This window comes from Nocardioides daejeonensis, from assembly GCF_003194585.1.
In the GTDB taxonomy this organism is placed as follows: Bacteria; Actinomycetota; Actinomycetes; order Propionibacteriales; family Nocardioidaceae; genus Nocardioides; species Nocardioides daejeonensis.
Genome location: NZ_QHKZ01000002.1, coordinates 574,412 through 597,981 on the forward strand (window position 1 = coordinate 574,412; position 23,570 = coordinate 597,981).

Consider the following 23,570-nt stretch of genomic DNA (forward strand, 5'->3'; position numbering starts at 1 on the left):
TTCCCTAGGGTGGTGGACCGAAGGAGGAACGCATGCGCTTCCGCGTACTCGGGCCGGTGAGCTACTGCGTGGACGACACGTGGGTCCAGCCGCGCGGCCCGCTCAAGAGTCGCCTGTTGAGCCTGCTGCTCGCCCACCCGAACGACGTGGTGCGGTTCGGCGTCCTCATCGATGCACTGTGGGGTGAGCCGACCGACGACCGGGCCCAGTCGCGGCTGCACGTCCAGATCCACCGCCTGCGCAACGAGCTCGACCATCCCCAACGGATCGTTGCCGAGGAGACCGGCTACCGGCTGCGGGTCGCGATCGAGGAGCTGGACTCGCTGAGGTTCGAGCAGGCGGCGCTGACCGCCCTGGCCTGCACCGGGGAGGACGGTGCACGTGCTGACGTGGCCCGCTGCGCACTCGAGGAATGGGGTGCCCGGGACGGAGGAGGCCTCCTGGCCGGGGTTGCCTTCGACGGCAGCGACCTTGCCGCCTGTGCAGAGCGGGCAGCACGGCTGCACACGCTTCGGCTCGATGTCGCCGAGGCGATGTTCGGGGCCGAGATCGGACGCGGCCGGCATCTCGACGTGGTGGCGGACCTGCAGGGCCTCGCCGCGGCGCACCCGTTCCGGGAGTCGCTGCAAGCGCTGGTGATGAGCGCCCTCCAACGGTGCGGGCGTCAGCAGGAGGCGCTCCAGGTCTACCGCGACACCCGGCGAGTGCTGATCGAGGAGCTCGGTCTGGAGCCCTCGGCTCCGCTGCGCGCGATGCACGAGGCGGTGCTCAGCGGCTCGCTCGCCGCCGGCGGCCGGAGCGCGCTGCCGACTCCCGCGCAGCTGCCGATCGCGCCCCCGCTCGTCGGCCGCGACGCAGCTGAGGCCGAGCTCGGCCGCCTTCTGACCGACCGGCCGATCGGCGTCGTGACCGGCGCCCCCGGTGCCGGCAAGAGCGCGCTGGCGCTGGCCTGGGCGGAGCGGCGCCGGTCGCACTACCCGGACGGCCAGCTCTTCGTCGATCTCCGCGGCTACTCTGCGGCACCGCCGCTGGAGCCAGACGTCGTTCTGGACGGGTTCCTCCGGGCGCTTGGCTGCGACCCGACAGGATTGCGCGACCTCGACGAGCGCACCGCCACCTTCCGCAGCCTCGTCGCCGACCGACGCCTCATCCTCATCCTCGACAACGCCCGCTCCACAGAGCAGGTGCGTCCGCTCCTGCCCGGTACGCCGTCGTGCCGCACCGTGGTCACCAGTCGCGACCGCCTCAGCGGGCTCAGCATCCGCGAGGACGCCTGCCGGATCGAGCTGAGCGGACTCGCCCCCGCCGATGCCGTCGCCGTGCTCCGCGGCGAGGCCGCCGATCCGGCCGGATCCCCGGACGACGACCGGCAGTGGCTGCTGCTCGCCCAGCGCTGCGCGCACCTCCCGCTGGCGCTGCGCGTCGCCGGCGAACGGGTGCGTGCCGACCCCTACCTGCTGGGGGTGCTGGCCGAGGCCTCAGCCGCGGAGGAGGCCCTCGACCTCCTCGAGCTCGGTGACCCGGACAGCAGCGCCCGCGAGATCCTCTCCTGGTCGTTCGACGCCCTTCGCCCCGACGCCACCAGGCTCACCCAGGCGCTCGGTGACAACCCGGCGAGCGAGATCGACGTGCCCGGGCTGGCAGCGCTCGCCGGCCTCGACCTGCACCGCACTCGGCGCGCGCTCGAGGAGGTGACCCGAGCACACCTCGCGGACCTGACCGCGGGTTGGGTCCGGCAGCACGACCTCCTCGCCGCCTGTGCCCGGCGCAGCGCCGAGGCGCTGCCGGAAGCGGTGCGCACGGCGGGCCGGACCCGTCTGGCGAGGCACTTCGCAACGCGGGTCGAGGCCGCCATCGGCCTCTGGGAACGCGGTCGGCCCGCAGCGGACTTCCCGACGGCCGACGAGGCCCGGGCCTGGCTGAGCCGAGCGGCCCCCACCATCGTCGAGGTCGCCCAGGTGGCGCCGTACGCCGCGGACGAGGCGGTGGCGACAAGCGCTGCCGCGCTGTGCTACCCGCTCTCCCGACAGGGCGAGAACGCCTTGGCCGAGCGACTGGCGACGGCGGGCTCCCGCGCTGCTGCCCGGCTCAGCGACCACGGCACCGAGGCGATGCTTCTCGGCGCCCTGGGCGTCCTCAACCACCGACGCGGCGAGTGGGGACCCGGCGAACAGCTGCTGCGCCGGGCGATGGTGGCGGCGGAGCGCTCGGGCGACCTCACGCGGATCGCCACCTCGGAGAACAACCTGGGGATCTACCTGCTCTTCCGCGGCCGGCTGCCTGCCGCCGCCGACTGCTTCACCCGCGCACACCGGCACCTCGAGGCCCTGCAGGACTCGCGCCGGGCCCGGATCGCGCGAGGCAATCTCGGCGAGACCCTCACCCGGATGGGAAGGCTCGACGAGGCCGACCCGATCCTGACCGAGCTGCACCGGGCCGAGTGCGCCGCCGCGACCGGCGGGCCGGGCCCGACCTACAGCGCATGCCGCCTGGCTCGCCTGCAGTGGTGCCGCGGGCTGCCCGAGCCGGCACGCGCCACGGCCGAACTCGCTCTCGGCCTCGCGCGAGACGATGACAACCGCCTTCTCGAGTGCGAGGCGCGGTGGCTGCTCGGCGTGGTCAGCCTCGCCGACGGCGAGCGGGCCGACGCCGAGCTGCACCTGACCGCGGCCCTCGACCTGGCCCGCGACCTCGGAGACGTCGACCAGACCCTCCAGAGTCTCGGCGCCCTTGCGCAACTCGCGCGCCGCGACGATCCCGACCGCGCCGAAGCCCTGCTCGAGGAGGCGCTCGCCCTGGCGCGGCGCGGCGGCTTCGGCGAGAGCGAGTGGGGGCTCCTCGACCAGCGCGCCGATCTGCTCCGCGACCTCGGCCGGGCGGCGGAGGCCCAGCGGAGCGCGGAGCAGGCGAGGCGACGTCGAGAGGCCTGCGGCGTCACTCCACCGGCAGGCCGAGACCCCGGGCGATGAGCATCCGCTGCACCTCGCTGGTGCCCTCACCGATCTCCAGGATCTTGGCGTCGCGGTAGAAGCGGGCCACCGGGTACTCCTCCATGAAGCCGTAGCCCCCGAAGACCTGCGTGGCGATCCGGGTCGCGGTCACCGCGGACTCCGAGGTGTAGAGCTTGGCGATCGACGCGGCGTGCTTGAACTCCGCCGCCGTGGGGCCACGGCCACCCGCCATCGCGTCCTTCATGGCCGCCGCCTTGTAGGTGAGCAGCCGCGAGGCGTGCAGCATCACCTCGAGGTCTGCGATCTGGAAGGCGACGCCCTGCTTGCGCCCGATCGGCCCTCCCATGGTCTGCCGCTCGAGGGCGTAGGTGGTGCAGAGATCGACGCAGGCCTGGATCAGGCCGGTGGCCAGCGCGGCGATCGCAACGCGGCCGTCGTCGAGCGTGGCGAGGAACTGGGCATAGCCGCGACCCCGCTCTCCCAGCAGGTTCTCCGCCGGCACCCGCGCGTCGACGAAGGTCAGCGGGTGGGTGTCGGAGATATGCCAGCCGAGCTTGTCGTACTGCGGCTCCGCGGTGAAGCCCGGAGTGCCCGAAGGCACGATGATCGCCGAGATCTCCGGTCGTTCTGCTCCGGTGGTCGAGCTTGTCGAGACCCCGGTCCGCGCGGTCACGGTCACGACCGAGGTGATGGCGGAGCCGGAGTTGGTGATGAACTGCTTGGCACCGTTGACGACCCACTCGTCGCCGACGAGCTCGGCCTTGGTCCGGGTCGCACCGGCATCCGATCCGGCGCCCGGCTCGGTGAGGCCGAAGCCAGCCAGCCGCCGCCCGGCGACGAGCTCGGGCAGCCACTGCTCCCGCTGGGCGTCGGTGCCGAACGTGAGGATGGGATTGATGCCGAGCCCGACCCCGGCCTCCAACGTGATGCCCATCGCCTGGTCGACTCGGCCAAGCTCCTCGATCGCGAGACAGAGCGAGGTGAACGGGCCGTCCTCGGGCGCGATGCCGGCGCCGCCGTACTCCTCCGGCGCCGTGAGCCCGAAGAGGCCCAGGTCGCCCATCTTCTGCACGACGTCGACCGGGAAGTGGTGCTCCCGGTCCCATCGGGCAACGTGCGGACCGATCTCCGCCTCGGCGAAGTCGCGGACCGTGCGACGGAACTCCTCATGCTCGCGAGTGAGTTCGAACGACATGCTTCCTCCTGGCATAGCGACGGCTCGGCCGCCATCGTCGTACGCTTACGTCAACGTAAGGCAAGGTCGGAGGTCACGGATGGCGGAGCGCACCTGGACCATCCGCCAGCTCGCGAACGAGTACGACGTCACGCTGCGCACGCTGCGCCACTACGAGGAGCTCGGGCTGCTCTCCCCGATGCGCTCCGGAAGCGCCCGGCACTACCGGCAGCGGGACCGGATCCGGCTGGAGCTGATCCTGCGCGGCAAACGCCTCGGCTTCACGCTGGAGGCGATCGCCACCATCGTCAACATGTACGACGAACCGCCCGGCGAGGCAGGGCAGCTGCGCTACCTCCTCGACCAGATCGAGGTGCGTCGCGCGGAGCTCGACCGACTGCGCGACGACATCCGCCGTACCGAGCAGGATCTCGCCGGAGTCGCCCGACGCTGCCAGGAGGAGCTGGACCGGATCGGCAGGCCTAGTCCCTGACCGGCATCTTCGGCGTCGGCAGGTCGACCGGGAGCGCCGCCGGCGCGCCCGCAGGGACGACCGGAACCGCCGGAGCGACCCGCTCCACCGGCACGTAGGTCGCACCGACCGGTGGGCGCTGGTCGGCCTCGCCCTTGTTGGGCCACAACGACATCGCGCGCTCTGCTTGGGCGGTGATGGTGAGCGACGGGTTCACGCCGAGGTTCGCGGAGATCGCAGCGCCGTCCACGACATGCAGGCCGGGATGTCCGAAGACCCGGTGATAACCGTCGATGACACCCCTCTCCGGGTCGGACCCGATGGGTGCGCCGCCCAGGAAGTGCGCGGTCATCGGGATGTCGAAGATCTCCCCCACTCCTCCGTACGCGGCACCGCCGATCTCCTCGGCCATCAGCCGGGTCGCCTCGTTGGCCTTCGGGATCCAGGTCGGGTTGGGCTCGCCGTGCCCCTGGGTGGAGGTCAGCTTCACCCGGCCCCGCCAGGTGCGCTTCGGCTTCACGGTGATCGAGTTGTCGTAGGTCTGCATCACCAGGGCGATGATGGACCGGTTCGACCAGTCCTTCAGCCCGAGGTAGAGCGCCAGGAAGTTCCCAGGGTGGCGGACGATCTGCCACAGCCACCGCAACGCCCTCGGCATCCGGCCACCGCCGTCGGTCATCACCGTGGTCATCAGGGCCATGAGGTTCGAGCCCTGGCCGTAGCGGACCGGCTCGATGTGAGTGACCTCATCGGGGTGCATCGACCCGGTGATCGCGACACCGCGGTGGAAGTCGTTCTCCTTGCGCCGCCGCAGCTTGGTGTTGGCGGTACAGATCGACTCGGAGTTGGTGCGCGTGAGGTGACCGAGGCGATCCGAGACGTGGGGCAGCCGCCCGGCCCGCTTCATCCGGTGCAGCAGCTCCTGCGTGCCCCAGGTGCCGGCGGCCAGGACGACCTGCTCTGCCGACAGCACCTGCCGGTGACGCCGGCCGCGCTTGCCGGTCGTGGCGACGTGGACGTCGTACCCGCCCGCGGCCCGGGGCACGATCTCGGTGACAGTGGTGAGTGCCCGCACCTCGGCACCGGCCCGCTCGGCCAGGTAGAGGTAGTTCTTCACCAGCGTGTTCTTGGCGCCGTGGCGGCAGCCCGTCATGCATTCGCCGCATTCGTGGCAACCGGTACGCCGCGGCCCCGCCCCGCCGAAGAACGGGTCGTCGACCTCGACCCCCGGCTCCTTGGCACCGTCCCGGCCGAAGAACACCCCGACCGGCGCATAGTGGAACGTGTCGCCGACGCCCATTCGCTCTGCGACCTTGCGCACCACCTTGTCCGCCTCTGTCTCGGTGGGGTTCAGGTTGACCCCGAGCATCCGCTTGGCCTGGTCGTAGTGCGGAGCGAGCTCCGACTTCCAGTCCGTGATGTCGGCCCACTGACGGTCGTTGTAGAACGCGTCGGTCTGCGGCTCATAGAGGGTGTTGGCGTAGACGAGCGAACCACCTCCGACACCGGCACCGGCCAGCACCACGACGTTCTTGAGCACCCGGATCCGCTGGATGCCGTAGCAGCCGAGCGCCGGGGCCCAGAGGAAGCGCTTGACATCCCAGGAGGTCGCGGCGAACTCGTCGTCGGCGAACCGGCGCCCGGCTTCGAGCACTCCGACCCGATAGCCCTTCTCGGTGAGCCGGAGTGCGGTCACCGAGCCGCCGAACCCCGAACCGACCACCAGCACGTCGTAGTCGAATCCCTGATCCTTCATCGTCCCTGCCTCCATCACGCATCCGTCTCCATCAGGCGTCATAGTCCAAGCGGACCTGCTCAGTCACCGGGTGGGCCTGGCAGGTGAGCACGTAGCCGTCGTCGAGCTCCTCGTCGTCGAGCACGTGGTTCTGATCCATCACCACACGCCCGAGCAGCACCTTCGCCTTGCAGGTGCCGCAAGCTCCGCCTGCGCAGGAGTACGGCGCATCGACGCCCGCCTGCAGTGCCGCGTCGAGGATCGGCGCACCGGTGGAGCGCACGGCGAGCGCGGACTCCACGCCGTCCAGCGCGACCGTCACCTCGCTGAGCAGGTCGATCGCGACGTCGGCCGCGGAGGTGCTCGTGGTGTGGAAGACCTCACTCAGCACCCGCTCCGCGGGGGCGTGCTCCGCAAGCCAGTCCCGCAGGTCGGCGACGAGCTGCTCCGGCCCGCACAGGAACCACGCATCGACGCTCTCGGGCGCCTCCACCAGCCCCTCGACCAGCTCGGCGTCGATCCGCCCGCGCAGCGCGGTGGTCTCCTCACGCGAGAGCACCGGGTGGATCGTCAGTCGGCCGGGGTGCCGTTCGGCGAGGGCCGTGAGCTCGGCACCGAACATCGTCGAGGCGGCGGTCCGGTTGCCGTAGACGAGCGTGAAAGTGCTCCACGGCTCCGTCTCGAGCGTGGTGGCGATCGTCGACATCATCGGGGTGATGCCGGAGCCGGCTGCCACTGCGACGTACCTGCGCTCGGCCTCGGGGTCGAGCCGCACCTGGAACCGTCCGGTCGGCGTCATCACGTCGAGGATGTCGCCGACCTGCAGCTCGTGGTTGACGTAGCGCGAGAAGACCCCTCCGGCGACCTCCTTGACCGCCACCCGCAACGTGTTGGCCGAGACCGGCTCCACCAGCGAGTAGGAACGGCGCACCTCGGTGCCGTCGACGACCGCCCGCAAGGTGAGGTGCTGGCCCTGGAGGTAGTGGTACCGCAGCGCGAGGTCCTCGGGGACGTCGAAGGTGACGGCGACGCTGTCGTCGGTGAGACGGTCGATCCGCGAGACGCGCAGGGAGTGGAAGACGGGGCGCTGGCCCGGCCCCTGGGCGTCGACGTCCCCGAGCTGCCGGGTGATCCGCCGCCACGTGCGGTACTCGCTCGGGGTGAGCGAGCGCCCGAACCAGGTGGAGATGGCGGCGTTGCGGTCGAGGTAGGCCTCCTCGTTGCGCTTCCAGGCCCGCACGTACCGGTAGAAGGGCACGCTGGGGTGGAGGTGGTGCACCAGGTGGTAGTTCTGGTAGACGAACAGCGGCGTGAGGACCTTCTCGCCACCGACTCGGACCCGGGTGGCCCGGTACTTGTCCTCGCGCTGCGTGGTACGCAGGCCGTGGTGCGGCAGGTAGTCGAACCACCACGCGAGCACCAGGATGCCGAAGCGTTGCGGGATCAGGTAGCCCCACAGCAGCGCGCTGCCGTAGCCCGCCGTCGCCAGCGTGACGAAGGCGCCGATGACGACCGTGAAGAGGGTCAGCGTCGCTGCCACCTCGGCCCGGGGCCTGCTCGGGAGCCTGCGCAGATAGAAGACGACGTACCAGAGGTCAACCGTCGCCCATCGGAACGGCAGCTGCCACCAGGGGCCCTCGTCGCACCAGGCGTCGGGGTCGATCGACTTCGGCTCGTTGGTGTTGCGGTGGTGCTCGATATGGATGAACTTCACCAGCGGGAAGGTCGCCCACGCCACCACGAAGGGCACCGACAGATGGCCGAGCAGGTCGTTCAGCCGGGTGTGGGTGCTGACCGCATGATGGGTTGACTCGTGCAGCACGCTGAACATCAGGAAGGTGACCGCCGCTCCCATCGGGACGGTGATCCAGTGGGACCAGTCCCAGGCGAAGAGGCCCGCCATCTCCAGGCCGAAGAGGCCCGCGGTCCCGAGGTAGAGCGCCGCGGTGGGCCAGGCAAGGGTCGGCACCCGCTCTCCCGGGTCGGGCAGGCCGAGGACGGGCTGTTGCAGGGCGACGCGCGTGCCCTGAGCCGCGCCGGACTCTGTCGTACTCATGGTGTTCTCTCCTAGAGGGGGGTGTAGCCGGCGATCCGCCAGGTATCGCCGTCGGGGACCATCTCGACCTCGATCCGGCTGCCGAGGACAACCGGCTCACCGGAGCGTCCGGTGGCGGTCTGATTGACGAGCACCAGCACGGTGACGCGGTCCTCGTCGCCGTCGACGACGCCCGCTCCGACCACCTCGGCGACGGTGGAGATGCCGCGCTTCGCCGCCAGCTTGCGCACGGACTTGTCCAGGATCTCGGCGTAGTCGTCGCGGAACTCGCCCGTCGTCTGGTCGATCGCCCGGTCCAGGTCGTCGTCGAGCGTGGCCACGTCGTAGCTGAGCAGCAGCGGAACCCGGCTCCGGGCCTCCCGCAGGGCCTCCTGCTGCGCGGCGGGGTCGGCGTCGGCACGCACCCCCAGCCAAGCCATCGCGGCGGCAACCGCTCCCGCGGCGACCAGGGCCAGCACCAGCGCAGCGCCGAGCAGGTGGGGGTGCTGCCGCGAGGTAGCGGGGGTGCTCACGAGACGAACTCCAGCCCGGCCACCAGCCACCGGTCTCCGGTACGCCGCATCTCGACCCGGAAGCGGTAGCGCCGGGGTGTCTGCCCCTTGTCGTTCTTGTTGCGCACCAGCCCCGAAGCAGCGACCACGACCGTCGCCCGGTCGAGGTCGTCACCGAGCTTCTCCAAGCCGGCCGAGTTGATCTCGCCGACGGATCGGACCTTGTTGCTCACGGCCTGGCGGCGCACCTCGTCGACCTGGTCGGCGAGCGCCGTGCGGAAGCCTCCGGTCGCTCCGTCCAGCAGGCGGCTCACGTCCTCGTCACTGGTCTGCTTGCTGATCGAGATGAAGGCGGTGACCTCCCGGGCCGCCGCATCGACAGCGTCCTGCCCGGCCGTCACCCGTTGCTCGGTGTGTCGCCAGGCCAGACCCTGGTGCACCGCGAGACCGGTCAACGCCAGCACGACCACCAGCCCGACGGCGAGGATGCCGCGGCTCATCGGCCGAGCTCCAGCGGTGCCATCACGAGCGCCTTCCAGCCGTCCGAGCTGTCCGCACCAGTGGCCTGGGCGTCCGCACCGCTCCGCTCGACCGCCAGGTCGTAGGCGCCCACTGGCCGGTCACCGGCCCAGCGCCCGCTCGGGAACCTCAGGCCGCAGTCCGCTGGCAGGTGCCCACGCGTGGTGGAGTTCGGGCAGGGCAGGTTGCGCGCGCCCCGCACCGAGGAGGGGCGGGAGGGAGCGCCCTCGCAGTGTGCCAGCGGGTCGACGTCGCGCACTGAGCTCTCCGAGGGGCTGCGGCGCTTGTCGACAGCCACGTAGCCGGCGGTGCAGGAGGGCGGGTTGTTGACGGCGGCACGCAGGTCGAGCTGGACGTCACCCTGCTCGGCGCGCGGATTCACCGCGGACTGCAGACGCGCCACCATCGCCGGGTAGACGACCAGCGTCTGCTTGATGTTGGGCAGGTAGGTCCGCAGCACCTGACCGGTGGTGGTCAGGTTGGCCAGCAGCAGCGGCACGGTCGGCCTCAGGTCAGCCAGCACACCGCGGGCGGTGTCGAGCGCGGGAGCGCCTTCCTCGATCAGGCCGCGGAGATCCTTGTCGCCGGCCGCCAGCTCGGTGCTGAACTCAGCCATCCGGGCGGCGTACTCGCGGGTGTCGGCGGCGACCTGTTGCTGCGTGCCCAGCACCGGCTGCAGGGTACGGATGAGTCCCGACGTGGCCTCGATCTGGGCCTGCGCCTCGTCGAGGAGCTCGGTCGAGGCGTCGACGAGCGCGTCGACATCCTGACCGGAGTCGCCGAAGCCCTCCTGCGCCGCGGCGAGCACTTCACGGGTCGCCCGGCCGGGGACAGAGTCCAGCAGCGCGTCCAGCGAGTCGAGTACCGGCGTGATCTGCGGCATCTCCACCGTGCGCTCGACGGGGATGGTGGCGCCCTCCTCGAGGTAGGGACCGCCCCGCGTGCCGGAGACGAGGTCGACGTACTGCTCGCCGATCGCCGAGGTGCTGCGCAGCTCGGCCCGGACGTCGGTGGGGATCTTCGCGTCGTCGTCGATCCGCAGGGTGACGAGCGTCCGGCCATCGCCGAGGGCCATCTCCTCGACCCGGCCGACCTTGACGCCGCGATGGGTCACCAACGCCTTGGGATAGAGGCCACTGGCATCGGCGTACTCGACCGTGACGTCGTAGACGCCCATGCCGAACATCGTGGGCACCTTGGCGTAGCTGAAGAAGGTGAGCCCGAGCGCCACCGTGGCGAGCACGGCGAAGATGCAGAGCTGACGCTTGATGGTCGTGGTGAGCAGCATCAGCAGACCCCCAGGAAGGCGAGCAGACAGGTCGAGGTGCTGGACTCGGCGGGCGGCTGCACGGAGGCCGGCGGCCTGTCGTCGCCGGACTTCTTCCGCGAGGGCTTGTCGGTCGATGACTTCTTCGACGTCTTCGCTGCGTCACCGGGCTGATCGCCGCCCAGCAGGGCGGGGTCGACCGGGCCGATCCAGCTGCCGAGGAGGTGATCAGTGGTCAGGTCGAGCGTTGCGAAGAGGTTGGCGTAGTCGCCCTGCACCGCTCGGTGCGTGGTCATCGCCGGGAAGGGCACCGTGATGCCGATCTTCAGCGCCTCGGGGATCTCCGTGCTGACACTGGCCAGCCGGTCGAGCACCGGGCGCAGCGAGTCGAGGTTCGCCAGGAGCGCCTGGCGGCTGGCGCGCACCACCTGGGTGGCTCGCACGCCGGTCTCGCCGGTGCGGCTCACCGCGTCCACCAAGGTGGCCCGCTCGGTCTCGAGCGCCTTCAGCCCCGGGGTGATCCGGTTGATCGCGTCGACCAGCGCGTCCTTGTCCTCCGCGAGGCCGGAGCTGAGCCGGTTGAGCGCCTCCAGCGCCCGGACGACATCGCCGCGGTTGTCGTCCAGCACACGCAGCAGCTCGTTGGTACGCCGCACGAGGGAGCGGGTGTCGGGCACCCGGTCGCGCAGCGCGGTGGAGAGCTCGCCGGTGATCGTGCTGATCTGCGAGAGGCCTCCGTTGTTGAGCAGCAGCGCCACCCCGCCGAGGACCTGCTCGGTGGAGGGGTAGGTCCCGGTCTGCCCGACAGGTACAACTGCTCCCTCGGCCAGCCGGGGCGCCTTGTCTCGCGACTCCGAGCGGGAGACCTCGACGAACTGGGCGCCCAACAGGGTCTTCTGGCCGATCGAGAAGACCGCGTCCGCGGGTACCTCGACCTCCTTGAGCAGCCGTAGCTCGACCTCTGCCTCCCAGTCCGTCGCGCGGATGCCCGCGACAGTGCCGATCACCACGTTGTCCATCTGGACCGTCGAGTTCGGCACCAGGTTCTCCACCTGGTCGAAGTGCACGGTCACGGTGTAGCCGTCGTCGCCGACGGCCACCTGGCCGGGCAGGGTGTTGTCGTTGGGCTGGATCTGGCAGCCCGTCGCGCCGACAGCGAGGGCCGCGGCGACAGCCACACCACGAGCGATGATGCGGAGCCTCATCGGCCACCTCCCAGAAGTGCGGCGAGCAGTCCCTTGTCGCCGATCAGACCGTCGAGCAGGCCGGGTCGGTCGGGCTGTTTCGGTGCTCCGGAACCCGCCGGCGGCGGGTTCTTGTCGGGCGAGCCGGTCAGCGGGTTGAGCAGGCCGGTGACGCCGAGCAGCGGCTGCAGCGCGCCCAGGCACGCCTTCTCCGCTCCGCCCACGCCGAGGATCGCACCGCAGACGAGCTGCGCGACGCTGTCGAGTCCGCTCAGGGTCGCTCGGCCGGTGATCGCCTGGTTCTCGATGATGTTGTTGAGATCGATCACCGCATGCGGCGCCAGGTGGAGGATCCCGGCGAGCTCGTTGGAGCGGTCCGCCAGCGTCGCCGTCAGATCGGCAGCGTTGCGGGTGGTGGTGCGCAGCGCGGCTCGGTTGTCGCCGAGGAAGCCATCGGTCGCCCTGAGCGCGATGCGCAGCTCGCGCAGTGCCCCGGTGAGCTGCGTCCGGTTGTTGCTGAGCACGCCACTCACCGACGCCAGCTCCTCGGTGAAGCCCCGCACCGCGGCGTCGTTGACGGCCAGGTTGCGCGTGAACGCGTTGAGATTGCTGATCGTGGCGAAGAGGTCCGAGCGGTTGCCGGAGAGATCCTCCGCAGCGGCACGGAGACCGGCGATGGAGGCGCGAAGTTCGGTGGCGTTGCCGGCCCGGAGGTTGCGCTGCAAGGTCTTGACGGCTTCGGCGAGCGGAGCCTTGCCGTCGGCGTCCTGGGGGCCGAGCACCTGGGTCAGGTCGGTGAGCTGACGCTTGACGTCGTCGAAGGAGACCGGGATCGCGGTGTCCTGCTGAGCGATCGTGTCGCCGTCCTGCATCCGCTTGCCGCCGTCCCAGGCGGGCTCGAGCTGGATGAAACGACCACTCACGAGGCTGGGCGCGACGATCGCGGCACGCGCGCCGACGGGGATCGGCTGACCGGCGTCGACCTTGAGGCGAACCTTGACTCGGTCGCCCTCGGAGGTGACCTGCGTGACCTCGCCGACCCGCACGCCCAGCACCTTGACGTCGTCGCCGACGTACAGGCCCTCGGTGCTGCTGAAGTAGGCGGTGATCTCGGTGGACTGCGTGTCGCGGAGGAGGACGCTGCCACCCCACACGACACCCGCGACCAGCAGGAGTGCCACCACGATCCGTGGGCGCACCAGAGAAGAGAGCTTGCTCATGGGACCAACCCCGAGAGGACGGGCGCCAGGGTTCCCGGCGACGTGAGGTTCTGGATGTAGGCGTCGAACCAGGGACCGCTCGAGATGGCCTCGCCGAAGGCGGTTGCATAGCCCCTGAGCCCGACGATGCTGGCCTGCAGCTCGTCTCGATTGTCGTTGAGCAGCGTGATCACCTTGTCGAGCTGGGTGAGCGCCGCCGGCACCGTCTCTCGGTTGTCGGAGACCAGGCCCTGGAGCTCTCGCGAGAGAGCGCGGGTGCTGCGCAGCAGGTCGACCACCACGTCCTGGCGAGCGTTCAGCTCGGCGAGCAGCGAATGCCCGCTGCCCAGCAGGGTGCCGATCTGCTTGTCGCGGCTGGCCAGCACACCGGTGACCCGGTCGGCCCGGTCGAGGAGCGAGGTCAGCTCGGCGTCGTTCGAGGTGAGGGTGTCCGCAAGCCGTCGGATCCCGTTGAGGGCCGGGCCGATGTCGTCAGCGGTTCCCTCGAACGACGCCGATGTCTGGGCGAGCGCAGCGGCCAACTGCTCCTTGTTGATGGCCGCGCTCGTGTCGGTGAGCTGGTTCAGCGTGCTGGTCAGGCTGTAGGGCGCCGAGGTGCGGGTCACCGGGATGGTGTCGCCCGCCTCGACCCGGCCCTCGCCACGCGGGGTGAGCTGGATCGCTGCGCGACCGAGCAGGGTCATGGTGACGATCGCCGCCTCGGTCTCCGTGCCGAGCACCAGGTCCTTGTCGTTGAGCACGATGTCGGCGACGACCTTGTCCTTCTCCAGGCGCACCTCGCGTACGCGGCCGACGGTCGCACCCGAGACCATCACGGCGTCACCGCCCTTGAGGTTGCCGGCCTCGGCGAACTCGACGTGCACGATGTCGTTGTTGCCGATGATCGGCAGCCGGTTGATGTTCATGCATGCCAGCACCACGAGTGCGATCACCAGGGTGCCGATCACACCGCGTATCGCCAGGCGTCCCTGTCCGGTCTGCTTCATCGGGCGCACCTCTTCACGTCGGAGTAGATCCACGGTGTGACGACCGGCTTGGCCGAGTCCCCGAGCTGCACCCGCACCCCACAGAGGAAGAAGTTGAAGAAGTTGCCGTAGGAGGCGGTGTTGAGGATCTTGGCGTAGTGCACCGGAAGTGCGTGGAGCAGCGCCTCGAGGGTGGCTGCCTTCTTGTTCAGCCCTCGCGCGGTCTTGCCGAGTCCGATCAGGTCCGCCTTCAGGTCGGCGCGGGCCCGAGCGGCCAGGTCCGAGGCCTCGACGGCGAGCGTGTCGATCCGGTCGGCGGCGTCGAGGATCTGGGTGTCCTGCGACTCGATCCCGTCCACGACCGCACTCAGGTTGTCGATGAGTGCGCCGACGGTCTCGCGGTTGGCATCGACGCTGCCGAGCACGGTGTTGAGATTGCCGATCACGCCGGTGATGAGCTCTTCACGGTCGGCGATCGTGTCGGTGAAGGAGGCGACGTGCTGCACCAGGGTGGAGAGAGCTGACTCCTGCCCCTGAAGCACCTTCACCAGTTGCTCGGAGAGCTCGTTGACCTGAGCGGGACTGAGGCCGGCGAAGAGCGGCTTGAAGCCGTTGAGGAGCGTGTCGAGGTCGAGTGCCGACGCGGTCTGCTCGATCGGGATGGTCGCCCCCTGGGCCAGTGCCGGGGCCCCGGCCGCAGGCCGGGTCAGCGCGACGATGCGGTCCCCGATCAGGTTGCGGTACTGGATCGTGGCGCGGGTGGAGCGGTTGAGCTGGTGGCCGGCCGCGATGTCGAACGTGACCAGGACCGTGGCGTCGGGGCGCACGTCGATCTCCTTGACGGTGCCGACGTTGACGCCGGCGATGCGCACCTCGTCGCCCTTCTCCAGACCGGAGACGTCCTTGAAGACGGCACGGTAGTCGCCGGTGTCCCGCATCCGGACCTCACCGGTGACGGCACCCACCCAGACCGTGAAGAGGCCGGCGATCACCAAGAAGATGGTGAGCTTGATCAGATCGGCACGCTGCTGGCGCAGCACAGGGCTACGGCTCACAGGATGTTCCCCCCACCGATGAGAAGGTTGATCAGCGTCGTGGTGGCGCGCTCGGCCGGGTTCGGCGGCGGCCCGGCGTACGGGCTGGTCCCGGTCCTGAAGACCGGTGCGGGCGCCTGCGCCTCCTCGGGCGTGATGTAGGGCAGGCCGTGGCACTGCGGCCCGCGGTCGTCGCCCACGATCGGCAGGTCCTTCGGGTAGAGGTAGGGGTCACGGCCCGGCACGACGCGCGTGATGGTCGTGACGCCGGGATGGGTGCCACCCACGGCTGCCTCGGCCAGCGGGTTGGCGCCGGCGAGGCCCAGGATCATGCACGGCAGCTCCGGCGAGTAGCGGGCGAGTACGTCAGCCACCGGCTCGAAGGTCTTCGTGAGGTCGACGATCCCGCTTCCCGACTCCTTGAGGAACGCGTCGGCCTCGGTGGTGAAGGCACGCAGGTCCTTGGCAAGGCGTCGGATCCGGCTCTGCTCCTCGCTCACGGTGTCGCCCGTGGTCGCCAGCGCGGTGACCATCTCGATGAGGTCGGGCCGAGCCGCGTCGTAGGTCGCCGCGACGTCGTCCCCGGCACGGAGATCGGCGGTGAGCTCCTCCAGGTTCGGGTTGAAGTCGCCGAGGTAGCGGTCCGTGCGCCGGACCAGGTCGCCGAGCTTCTCTCCACGGGTGTCCACGGCGTCGGCAAGGGCGGTGAGCGCACCGCTGACCTCGGCAGGGCGCACCACGTCGAGGACGCGGGTCAGGCTCTGGAACGCCTCGTCGACCTCCACGGTCACCCGGTCCGCGCCGATCTCCTCCCCCGCACGGATCCGGGCAGACGTGCCACTCGCCGGATCGGTGAGCTGCACGTACTTGGCGCCGAACGCGGTGGGCGGCACGATCTGGACGGTCACGTCGGCGGGGATGCGCCGAGCCTGGTCGGGGTCGAGGGCGAGCTCGATGGCGACACCGTCGCCCTCGGTCCGCACGTTCTCGACGGTGCCGACCTCGACACCGCGAAGCTTGACGACCGCGCCGGGAGCCAGGGTCTGGCCGGCCCGCGATGCGTGCACGGTCACCGGCATCGTGTCCTTGAAGGTCCCCCGGTAGGAGGCGATGGTGCCCAGCACCACCACGACCAGGAGCGCGATGAAGGCGACGCCGAAGACGAGCCGGCGGTCAGGACGTAGAGCAGCAGACATGGATGCGGTCCTCCTCATCCCGAGATGTGCACGGACGGGCCACCCCAGATGGCGATGGCGAACACCAGGTCGACGAACATCGTGGCGATCAGCGCCGTACGCACGGCGGTCCCCACGGCACGCCCCACGCCGGCCGGACCGCCGGAGGCCTTGAACCCGTGGTAGCAGCAGACCGAGACCACGACGAGCGCCATCACGAGCACCTTGGCCATGGCCAGGAAGAGGTCGGAGGGGATCAGGAAGGTGTCGAAGTAGTGCTCGTAAGTGCCGGGCGCCTGGTCGTAGCCGACGGTCACCACGAGCTTGGTGGCCAGCCAGCACATGATCACCGCGATCGCGAAGAGCGGCACGGCGGCGATCAGGCCGGCGATGATCCGGGTCGTGACGAGGTAGGGCACGGGCGGAACCGCCATGACCTCCAGAGCGTCGATCTCCTCACTCACCCGCATCGCGCCGATCTGAGCGGTGAAGCCGGCCCCGACCGTCGCGGTGAGCGCGATGCCGGCGATGATCGGCGCCACCTCTCGGGTGTTGAAGTAGGCGGAGAAGAAGCCCGAGAACGCGGAGACGCCGATGTTGTCGAACGACGTGTGAGCCTGCAGACCCACCTCGATGCCGGCAGCCGCGGTGAGGAAGCCGATCACCAGCACCGTGCCGCCGATCAGCGCGAGCGCCCCGGAGCCGAGGGAGACCTCCGCGAGCAGGCGCAGGATCTCCTTGCGATAGCTGCGGAAGACGTGCGGGATGTGCGCGTAGGCACGTCCGTGGAAGGAGAGCTGGTCGCCCAGGTTGCGCAGGCCGGAGATCGGCTTGCCCAGAGTCTTGAGCATGGCTTCGCCTCGGTCGCTCATCAGGCCCCCAACTTGATCTGCAGGAAGACGGTGCTGATCACGCTGTTGGCCGCGAAAAGCAGCATGAAGGCGAAGATCACCGTCTGGTTGACCGCGTCGCCGACCCCCTTCGGCCCGCCCTTGGCGTTGAGGCCGAGGTAGCAGGCCGTCAGGCCGGCGAGCAGGCCGAAGACCGCAGCCTTGGCCTCGGACGCCAAGAAGTCCGGGAGCCCGACCAGGAGGGTCAGGTCGGAGAGGTAGAGCCCCGGAGTCGCGCCCTGGAGGACCACGGAGAAGAAGTAGCCGCCCACCAGGCCGACCACGGTCACCATGCCGTTGAGGGCGACCCCGACCAGCGTCGAGGCGACCACACGAGGCACCACCAGACGCTCGATGGGGTCGATGCCGAGGGTGACCATGGCATCGATCTCCTCGCGGATCTTGCGGGAGCCGAGGTCGGCGCAGATGGCGGTCGCGCCGGCGCCCGCGACGACGAGCACCGAGACGATGGGGCCGATCTCCCGGACCACCGCGACGGCGGCACCGGCTCCGGCGAGGTCGATCGCACCGATCTGGATCAGCAGCTGGTTGACCTGGAAGATGATGACGACACAGAACGGGATCGACACCAGCAGCGCCGGGGCGAACGACACCGTGATGATGAACCAGGCTTGAGAGACGAACTCCCGGAACTGGAAGCGCCGGGTGAACATCTGCTTGAAGACTTCGCCGACGAAGCCGTAGAAGTCCCCGAAGACGGCCGCGGTCTTGGCGAAGGTGCTGTCGGCGAGCGCGGAGCGCGCGATGGCCTGGCTGTTCTCGTCCATGCCCGCGAGATGGCTCCCCGAACGCTGCCGCGGCACCACTGCTGTGGAGCCCCGGTCCTTGACCTCGGTCATGGCGAAACTCCTCCGGGTGGGTAACGACGGGCACGGCGCAGCGACTCCGAGTTCGATCCCCCCGCCCGGTCCGCTGCGTGCCCCATCTCACACACTGGCCCGCCTCCGGCGCTCGTACGGCGGAGCCAAAGTCGCCGGCGCTGGTTTGTGCACTCGTCCAACGGGTCCACCTGACGGAGCCCGAGCGCAGGTCGCGACGAGGTGCCCCTAGAATCCGTTGGTGGCGCTGCCGACGCAGCAGCCGACCAGACGTCCCGCAGTCGAGGAGTTCGCGTGCCCGAGATCAAGCCCCTGAAGAAGGTCCTCATCGCCAACCGCGGTGAGATCGCCGTGCGTGTGATCCGGGCGTGCAAGGATGCGGGCATCGGTTCGGTCGCCGTCTACGCCGACCCCGACCGTGACGCTCTCTTCGTGCGGCTCGCCGACGAGGCGCACGCCCTCGGCGGTGCCACCCCGGCCGACTCCTACCTCGACATCGCCAAGATCCTCAAGGTCGCCGCCGAGACCGGCGCCGACTCCGTGCACCCGGGCTACGGCTTCCTCGCCGAGAACGCCGAGTTCGCGCAGGCCGTGCTCGACGCCGGCCTGATCTGGATCGGCCCCTCGCCCGACGCGATCGACGCCCTGGGCGACAAGGCCAAGGCCAAGCACATCGCCGAGCGCGCCAACGCGCCGCTGGCTCCCGGCACCAAGGACCCGGTCAAGGACGCCGACGAGGTCGTCGCGCTGGCCAAGGAGTTCGGGCTGCCGGTCGCCATCAAGGCGGTCTACGGCGGCGGCGGCCGCGGCCTCAAGGTCGCCCGCACGCTCGAGGAGATCCCCGAGCTCTACGAGTCCGCCGTCCGCGAGGCGGTCACCGCCTTCGGCCGCGGCGAGTGTCTGGTCGAGAAGTTCCTCGACAAGCCCCGCCACGTCGAGACCCAGTGCCTGGCCGACCAGCACGGCAACGTCGTGGTGGTCTCCACCCGCGACTGCTCGCTGCAGCGCCGCCACCAGAAGCTGGTCGAGGAGGCGCCCGCGCCCTTCCTGACCGAGGAGCAGAACCAGCGCCTCTACGAGTCCTCCAAGGCGATCCTCAAGGAGGCGGGCTACGTCGGGGCCGGCACGTGCGAGTTCCTCGTTGCCGCCGACGGCACCATCTCCTTCCTCGAGGTGAACACCCGCCTGCAGGTCGAGCACTGCGTCTCCGAGGAGGTCACCGGCATCGACCTGGTCCGCGAGATGTTCCGCATCGCCGCCGGCGAGGAGCTCGGCTACGGCGACCCGGAGGTCAAGGGCCACTCCATCGAGTTCCGCGTCAACGCGGAGGACCCGGGCAACAACTTCATGCCCGCCCCCGGCACCCTGACCGAGTGGGCGCCGCCGAGCGGCCCCGGCATCCGCCTCGACGCGGGCTACGAGAAGGGCGAGACCATCCCGGGCTCGTTCGACTCCCTGGTCGCCAAGCTGATCGTCACCGGCAAGGACCGCACCCAGGCCATCGAGCGCTCGCGCCGGGCCATCGCCGAGTTCAAGATCGGCGGCATGCCCACCGCGCTGGCCTTCGACGAGGTCGTGCTCAACGACCCGGCGTACGTCGCCTCCTCCAACCCGACCGGCGAGGGCTCGTTCGACGTCTACACCACCTGGATCGAGACCGACTTCGTCAACGAGATCCCGCCGTACGCCGGCGACGCCGGTGAGCCCGAGGAGACGGGCGAGCGCCAGACCGTCGTGGTCGAGGTCGGCGGCAAGCGTCTCGAGGTCGTGCTGCCCGCCGGGCTCGGTGGCATCGCGGTCGGCGGCGGCTCCTCCGCGGCCAAGAAGCCGAAGCGCAGCGCCAAGAAGGCGGGCGCGGCTGTCTCCGGCGACTCCGTCACCTCGCCGATGCAGGGCACGATCGTCAAGGTGGCCGTCGAAGAGGGTGCGACCGTCGCCGAGGGCGACGTCATCGTGGTCCTCGAGGCGATGAAGATGGAGCAGCCGCTGAAGGCCCACAAGGCCGGCACCGTCACCGGTCTCGACGCCGAGGTCGGTGCCACCGTCACCAACGGCGCCGTGATCTGCGAGCTCAAGGACTGACCGCGCTCGAGGTCTGATTCGCATGCTGCCGGGCTCGGGCCCGGACACCGGCTCCGACGGAGCCGTGTTCGCAGGCACCATCGACGAGATCGTCGCCGCCCTCGACCAGGATCCGGTCCTGGTCGAGGAGGTGATGGGCAACGGGCAGACCGAGGCGCTCCAGGCCGCTCTGCTGGAGAAGGCCGAGGCCAGCCAGCTGCCTGTCTACGTGGTGCTGACCAAAGCACCGGCGGGGCTGACGACCCAGAACACCGCCGAGGAGCTGCTGACGCTGCTCCACGCCCGCTCGGGCAAGGACGGCGTGTGGCTGGTTTCGACGGCCGACGTGGGCCATGTCGCCATGCAGGTCTACGGCGACCTCGATCCCGCCGTCGACGACGAGTTCACGCTGCTGCGCAACGCCTCGACGAACGCCCAGGGCGAGGCCTTCAAGGCCATCAGGTCGGAGTGTGGGGACTGCCAGATCCACCCGGCCCTCGAGATCGGGGTCACCCTCGACGTCCTCGCCCACGGGATACCGCAGGAGTGGGGCACTCAACCTCTGACCGATGCCCAGGTCGACTCGTACACGAGCTCGCTCTGGACGGCACCCGACACCCAGACGGCCCACTACGAGCGCGCGGAGATGCCGACGGCCGGCCTCTATGCGGTGGTCGCGACGGTGACCGCGCTGACGGTCGCGGTGGTGGCCTACCGTCTGGTGCAGGCGATCGGCGGGAAACGGCATCCGCGCCTCCGGGGTAGCGCGAAGCCGGCGCCGCCCACGCTCGCCGAACGGAACACTGCGGTCGTCGATGCGCGCCGCGAAGCAGCTGCGGCGTACCGGGCGCTCGAGAAGGCCCTCGGACGAGCCGGCAACCGAGTGGCCTGGGAACGGCGCGACATCGCGACCGCCTGCCTGGAGCGTGCCGAGTCCCGGATCGGCGCCGACGACCTGTTGGAGGTGGTCGGCGGACTCGTCCTCGCCCGCACCGGCAGCTACGCACTGGCCCACGCCACGGGTCAGTACCGGTGCTGCTACGTCGACCCGCGTCACGGAGCAGCCACGAAGGAGGCACCACTCGGCGGCGGCGTCCAGGTGCCCGTCTGCGCCGCGTGCGCCGCCGCGCTGGCCGGGAAGCGACCCCTGGCGCCGTTGCTCAGCGCAGGCCGGTTCGGCTCGCTGGCTCCCTACTACGAGCGGAGCTCGGTGTGGTCGCGCACCGGCTTCGGTTCACTCGGTGGCGACTGGTGGCAGGAGGTACCGCGATGAATCGAGTGGTACGCGGCCTCGTCTCGGTCACCGTCGCCGGCGCTCTCGCTGCGGGGTCGGCGGTCGCCGCCACGCAGATCCTCCACGACCGCCGGGCCGAGGCAGTCGCCGCACAGGCCGCTCCGCTGGCGCCCGAGGTACGCACCGACCGGGTCCGCAACGCGCTCGCCGGGTTGGCCGACGACGGTGTCTACGTCGCGCCCGACGCCCGCGACCTGCTCGACAAGCGTGGTGAGCGTGCGGTGGCCAGAGCGATCGCCGAGGCGGAGACTCCGATCAAGGTCATCGTCTGGACCAAGACCAACAAGGCCGGCGCGTCGTACTTCGACCAGCGCCAGCAGGTGGAGGCAGGACTGACCGAGGCCGGAGGTCGTGGCGTCTACCTGATCTGGCAGGGGCCCGAGAACGGCGATGTCGACACCTACGGCGCCTACGGCTTCGTCGACGTCGCTCCCTACGAGGACTTCACCGGCGACCCGGCTCGCACCCTCCCCCGGCTGGTCGCGCAGGTCGACGCCGAGGTTCGCTGGTACGAGCGGAACAGCGACGACTCCGACTATTGGGGTGGCACCGGAGGTGGCATCGCCGCGGGGCTGCTGATCGGCTCCGGCGTGCTGCTCGCGGTCGCGCTGCTCTACGGTCTGTTGATGGTGGCCGTCGGACGCCGATTGCCCGGACGCTGGCTGTGGTGAGGAGAAGCTGATGGCCAAGGAGGATCTGGCGGCAGTCCACCAGGAGCTCGAGCTCGACCACGTCTACGTCCACCCGTCGCTGCGCTCCCTGGTGAGCGAGAGCGACGAGGAGTCGTTGCAGCAGCAGGCGGCGCAGGCCGACCACCCGACGTACATCGTGGTGTGGCCCTATCGTCCTGGCGACGCGTACGGCGGAAAGCCGGCGGACCTGCTGACCCGGCTGCACGACCAGTACCCGGAGCCCGGTATCTACCTCTCCAACGAGGTCCGCCTGGAGCCGATCGGCGACTCCTACGGCGTGGAGATCGATGGTCGCCAGTGGGGCGTGGGGGGCGAGCAGGACGGCCCGATCGAGTGGCGGGTCAAGAGCCAGGTGGGCATGGAGAGGCAGCCCGACGTGGTGACGTCGTTCGAGCGCGGGCTGGAGCTGCTCGCCATGGACCCCGGCGACCTCGAGCAGCTGCACGGCACGACGCTGGACGAGCGCTCGGCGACCTACCGGGCCGAGCATCCCCCCGAGGACGAGGGTGGTTGGCAGGCACCGGTGGTCACGGGCCTCGTCGCCCTCCTGGCGCTCTTCGTGGCGTGGCGGGTGGTGGTCTCCTTCCGCAAGCAGAAGCAGCCGGCGCCCCTGCCCAAGTCGGCGATGCAGCGGATCCGCGCCGCCCAGAGCAAGGAGCTGCTCGCCCGTGCCCAGGACGAGTCGCAGGCGCTCGGCGAGCTTCTCGACGAGCTGGAGATCTCTCCGCACGACGATCGCTCCGCCTGGCAGGCCGCGCTCGACCACTACGCCGCCGTACGCCGCCTGCTGGAGTCCGAAGAGCCGGACCCACTCGACGTGGTCGGTGCCCTGGTGCTGACCCAGCGCGGGGAGGATGCCCTCTCCAGTGCCCGAGCGGGGCAGCCCTGGGAGCCGTCGCGCACCTGCTTCCTCAACCCTCTGCACGGCAAGGCCGCGCGGGAGCAGCGGATCGAGGTCGAGGGCCGGCTCATCGACGTGCCTGTCTGCGCCGCCTGTCGCACCGCCTTGCGCAAGAAGCAGGTGCCCGACATCTTCGACGTCGTACGCCGCGGGCAGCCTCGCCACTACTTCGAGACCGACGTCGAGCCCTGGGCGTCGTCCGGGTACGGCGCCCTGGACCCCGACCTGCTCAAGCTCCTCACCCGCCCCCGCCACTAGCGCGCGCACCCAAGCGCGCCCAGCGATGGTCGAGCCACCCCGGTGGTCGAGCTTTGTCGAGACGCGCCCGTCGAGCCCACCCCGGTGGTCGAGCTTGTCGAGACCACTTCGGTAGCCGGTCTCGACAAGAGCCTCCGGAAGCGTCGGGGGTGCATGATGGACTGTTTTCATGCTCGAACTCGACGCCCGACACCAGCCATACGAGGTCACCGACCTCGACGGCGGGACCCTGCTCGGGCTCGTTTCGGAAGACCGCTTCCGGGAGTTGGCTGGAGCCCGTCGCAAGCTGCGCCTGGCGTACCAGTGGGCAGTGTTGAATCCTCCGACACCAGCGCACCCGCGGGCGACGTTGGGCGACCAGATCCTCTACCCGACATCACCTGGTCAAACCC

Annotated in this window: 19 protein-coding genes; 6 read left to right on the plus strand and 13 right to left on the minus strand. The window is 70.2% G+C overall.

What is annotated here, in order from left to right:
* Positions 1-32 precede the first annotated feature (32 nt).
* The gene (locus tag DNK54_RS07460) at positions 33-2,969 is read left to right on the plus strand and encodes an AfsR/SARP family transcriptional regulator (protein WP_110206304.1); all 2,937 of its coding nucleotides are present in this window, start codon (positions 33-35) and stop codon (positions 2,967-2,969) included.
* Here DNK54_RS07460 and DNK54_RS07465 read toward each other — a convergent pair.
* Positions 2,935-4,146, minus strand: a complete 1,212-nt coding sequence (locus tag DNK54_RS07465) for an acyl-CoA dehydrogenase family protein (RefSeq protein WP_110206305.1) — start codon at positions 4,144-4,146, stop codon at positions 2,935-2,937. The two genes, DNK54_RS07460 and DNK54_RS07465, sit on opposite strands and share 35 nt — an antisense overlap.
* A 79-nt stretch (positions 4,147-4,225) precedes the next feature.
* On the opposite strand from DNK54_RS07465, the gene DNK54_RS07470 reads away from it, so the two are divergent.
* On the plus strand, positions 4,226-4,618 hold the full coding sequence (locus DNK54_RS07470) for a MerR family transcriptional regulator (protein WP_110206306.1): 393 nt from the start codon (positions 4,226-4,228) through the stop codon (positions 4,616-4,618).
* On the opposite strand, the gene DNK54_RS07475 is transcribed toward DNK54_RS07470, so the two are convergent.
* The 12 genes from DNK54_RS07475 to DNK54_RS07530 are packed head-to-tail and all read right to left on the minus strand — an operon-like array spanning position 4,608 to position 17,921.
* A complete protein-coding gene (locus tag DNK54_RS07475) occupies positions 4,608-6,353 on the minus strand; it encodes an FAD-dependent oxidoreductase (RefSeq protein WP_110206480.1) in 1,746 nt (581 codons plus the stop codon). The two genes, DNK54_RS07470 and DNK54_RS07475, sit on opposite strands and share 11 nt — an antisense overlap.
* Positions 6,354-6,384: 31 nt before the next feature.
* The gene (locus DNK54_RS07480; RefSeq protein ID WP_110206307.1) at positions 6,385-8,388 is read right to left on the minus strand and encodes a fatty acid desaturase; all 2,004 of its coding nucleotides are present in this window, start codon (positions 8,386-8,388) and stop codon (positions 6,385-6,387) included.
* Between the two features lie 11 nt (positions 8,389-8,399).
* Positions 8,400-8,900, minus strand: coding sequence for a hypothetical protein (locus tag DNK54_RS07485; RefSeq protein WP_110206308.1), 501 nt, complete (start codon positions 8,898-8,900; stop codon positions 8,400-8,402).
* The gene (locus tag DNK54_RS07490; protein WP_110206309.1) at positions 8,897-9,379 is read right to left on the minus strand and encodes a hypothetical protein; all 483 of its coding nucleotides are present in this window, start codon (positions 9,377-9,379) and stop codon (positions 8,897-8,899) included. The genes DNK54_RS07485 and DNK54_RS07490 overlap by 4 nt, the downstream gene beginning before the upstream one ends.
* On the minus strand, positions 9,376-10,686 hold the full coding sequence (locus DNK54_RS07495; RefSeq protein ID WP_110206310.1) for an MCE family protein: 1,311 nt from the start codon (positions 10,684-10,686) through the stop codon (positions 9,376-9,378). The genes DNK54_RS07490 and DNK54_RS07495 overlap by 4 nt, the downstream gene beginning before the upstream one ends.
* The gene (locus DNK54_RS07500) at positions 10,686-11,870 is read right to left on the minus strand and encodes an MCE family protein (protein ID WP_110206311.1); all 1,185 of its coding nucleotides are present in this window, start codon (positions 11,868-11,870) and stop codon (positions 10,686-10,688) included. The genes DNK54_RS07495 and DNK54_RS07500 overlap by 1 nt, the downstream gene beginning before the upstream one ends.
* A complete protein-coding gene (locus tag DNK54_RS07505; RefSeq protein ID WP_110206312.1) occupies positions 11,867-13,069 on the minus strand; it encodes an MCE family protein in 1,203 nt (400 codons plus the stop codon). The genes DNK54_RS07500 and DNK54_RS07505 overlap by 4 nt, the downstream gene beginning before the upstream one ends.
* Entirely contained in the window at positions 13,066-14,055 is a 990-nt protein-coding gene (locus DNK54_RS07510; RefSeq protein ID WP_110206313.1) for an MCE family protein, read from the minus strand. The genes DNK54_RS07505 and DNK54_RS07510 overlap by 4 nt, the downstream gene beginning before the upstream one ends.
* A complete protein-coding gene (locus DNK54_RS07515; protein WP_162602339.1) occupies positions 14,052-15,089 on the minus strand; it encodes an MCE family protein in 1,038 nt (345 codons plus the stop codon). The genes DNK54_RS07510 and DNK54_RS07515 overlap by 4 nt, the downstream gene beginning before the upstream one ends.
* Positions 15,086-16,264: an MCE family protein gene (locus DNK54_RS07520; RefSeq protein WP_162602340.1), complete on the minus strand. Its 1,179-nt coding sequence runs from the start codon at positions 16,262-16,264 to the stop codon at positions 15,086-15,088. The genes DNK54_RS07515 and DNK54_RS07520 overlap by 4 nt, the downstream gene beginning before the upstream one ends.
* A gap of 14 nt (positions 16,265-16,278) precedes the next feature.
* Positions 16,279-17,094: an MlaE family ABC transporter permease gene (locus tag DNK54_RS07525; protein ID WP_110206316.1), complete on the minus strand. Its 816-nt coding sequence runs from the start codon at positions 17,092-17,094 to the stop codon at positions 16,279-16,281.
* 20 nt (positions 17,095-17,114) lie between these two features.
* Positions 17,115-17,921, minus strand: coding sequence for an MlaE family ABC transporter permease (locus tag DNK54_RS07530; RefSeq protein WP_110206481.1), 807 nt, complete (start codon positions 17,919-17,921; stop codon positions 17,115-17,117).
* A gap of 345 nt (positions 17,922-18,266) precedes the next feature.
* On the opposite strand from DNK54_RS07530, the gene DNK54_RS07535 reads away from it, so the two are divergent.
* From DNK54_RS07535 to DNK54_RS07550, 4 genes are read left to right on the plus strand one after another with little or no spacing between them, the layout of a single operon-like run.
* A complete protein-coding gene (locus DNK54_RS07535; protein WP_110206317.1) occupies positions 18,267-20,054 on the plus strand; it encodes an acetyl/propionyl/methylcrotonyl-CoA carboxylase subunit alpha in 1,788 nt (595 codons plus the stop codon).
* 22 nt (positions 20,055-20,076) lie between these two features.
* The gene (locus DNK54_RS07540; protein WP_110206318.1) at positions 20,077-21,306 is read left to right on the plus strand and encodes a hypothetical protein; all 1,230 of its coding nucleotides are present in this window, start codon (positions 20,077-20,079) and stop codon (positions 21,304-21,306) included.
* The gene (locus tag DNK54_RS07545; RefSeq protein WP_110206319.1) at positions 21,303-21,998 is read left to right on the plus strand and encodes a hypothetical protein; all 696 of its coding nucleotides are present in this window, start codon (positions 21,303-21,305) and stop codon (positions 21,996-21,998) included. Before DNK54_RS07540 ends, DNK54_RS07545 begins: the two co-directional genes overlap by 4 nt.
* Before the next feature lie 10 nt (positions 21,999-22,008).
* Complete coding sequence (locus DNK54_RS07550; RefSeq protein ID WP_110206320.1) at positions 22,009-23,178, plus strand: hypothetical protein; 1,170 nt, start codon at positions 22,009-22,011, stop codon at positions 23,176-23,178.
* Positions 23,179-23,570: the final 392 nt, after the last annotated feature.

Coding starts and splice junctions, on each gene's coding strand:
- DNK54_RS07460 (WP_110206304.1), top strand. CDS start 33: ATGCGCTTCCGCGTACTCGGGCCGGTGAGCTACTGCGTGGACGACACG.
- DNK54_RS07465 (WP_110206305.1), bottom strand. CDS start 4,146: ATGTCGTTCGAACTCACTCGCGAGCATGAGGAGTTCCGTCGCACGGTC.
- DNK54_RS07470 (WP_110206306.1), top strand. CDS start 4,226: ATGGCGGAGCGCACCTGGACCATCCGCCAGCTCGCGAACGAGTACGAC.
- DNK54_RS07475 (WP_110206480.1), bottom strand. CDS start 6,353: ATGAAGGATCAGGGATTCGACTACGACGTGCTGGTGGTCGGTTCGGGG.
- DNK54_RS07480 (WP_110206307.1), bottom strand. CDS start 8,388: ATGAGTACGACAGAGTCCGGCGCGGCTCAGGGCACGCGCGTCGCCCTG.
- DNK54_RS07490 (WP_110206309.1), bottom strand. CDS start 9,379: ATGAGCCGCGGCATCCTCGCCGTCGGGCTGGTGGTCGTGCTGGCGTTG.
- DNK54_RS07495 (WP_110206310.1), bottom strand. CDS start 10,686: ATGCTGCTCACCACGACCATCAAGCGTCAGCTCTGCATCTTCGCCGTG.
- DNK54_RS07500 (WP_110206311.1), bottom strand. CDS start 11,870: ATGAGGCTCCGCATCATCGCTCGTGGTGTGGCTGTCGCCGCGGCCCTC.
- DNK54_RS07505 (WP_110206312.1), bottom strand. CDS start 13,069: ATGAGCAAGCTCTCTTCTCTGGTGCGCCCACGGATCGTGGTGGCACTC.
- DNK54_RS07510 (WP_110206313.1), bottom strand. CDS start 14,055: ATGAAGCAGACCGGACAGGGACGCCTGGCGATACGCGGTGTGATCGGC.
- DNK54_RS07520 (WP_162602340.1), bottom strand. CDS start 16,264: ATGTCTGCTGCTCTACGTCCTGACCGCCGGCTCGTCTTCGGCGTCGCC.
- DNK54_RS07525 (WP_110206316.1), bottom strand. CDS start 17,094: ATGCTCAAGACTCTGGGCAAGCCGATCTCCGGCCTGCGCAACCTGGGC.
- DNK54_RS07530 (WP_110206481.1), bottom strand. CDS start 17,921: ATGGACGAGAACAGCCAGGCCATCGCGCGCTCCGCGCTCGCCGACAGC.
- DNK54_RS07540 (WP_110206318.1), top strand. CDS start 20,077: ATGCTGCCGGGCTCGGGCCCGGACACCGGCTCCGACGGAGCCGTGTTC.
- DNK54_RS07545 (WP_110206319.1), top strand. CDS start 21,303: ATGAATCGAGTGGTACGCGGCCTCGTCTCGGTCACCGTCGCCGGCGCT.
- DNK54_RS07550 (WP_110206320.1), top strand. CDS start 22,009: ATGGCCAAGGAGGATCTGGCGGCAGTCCACCAGGAGCTCGAGCTCGAC.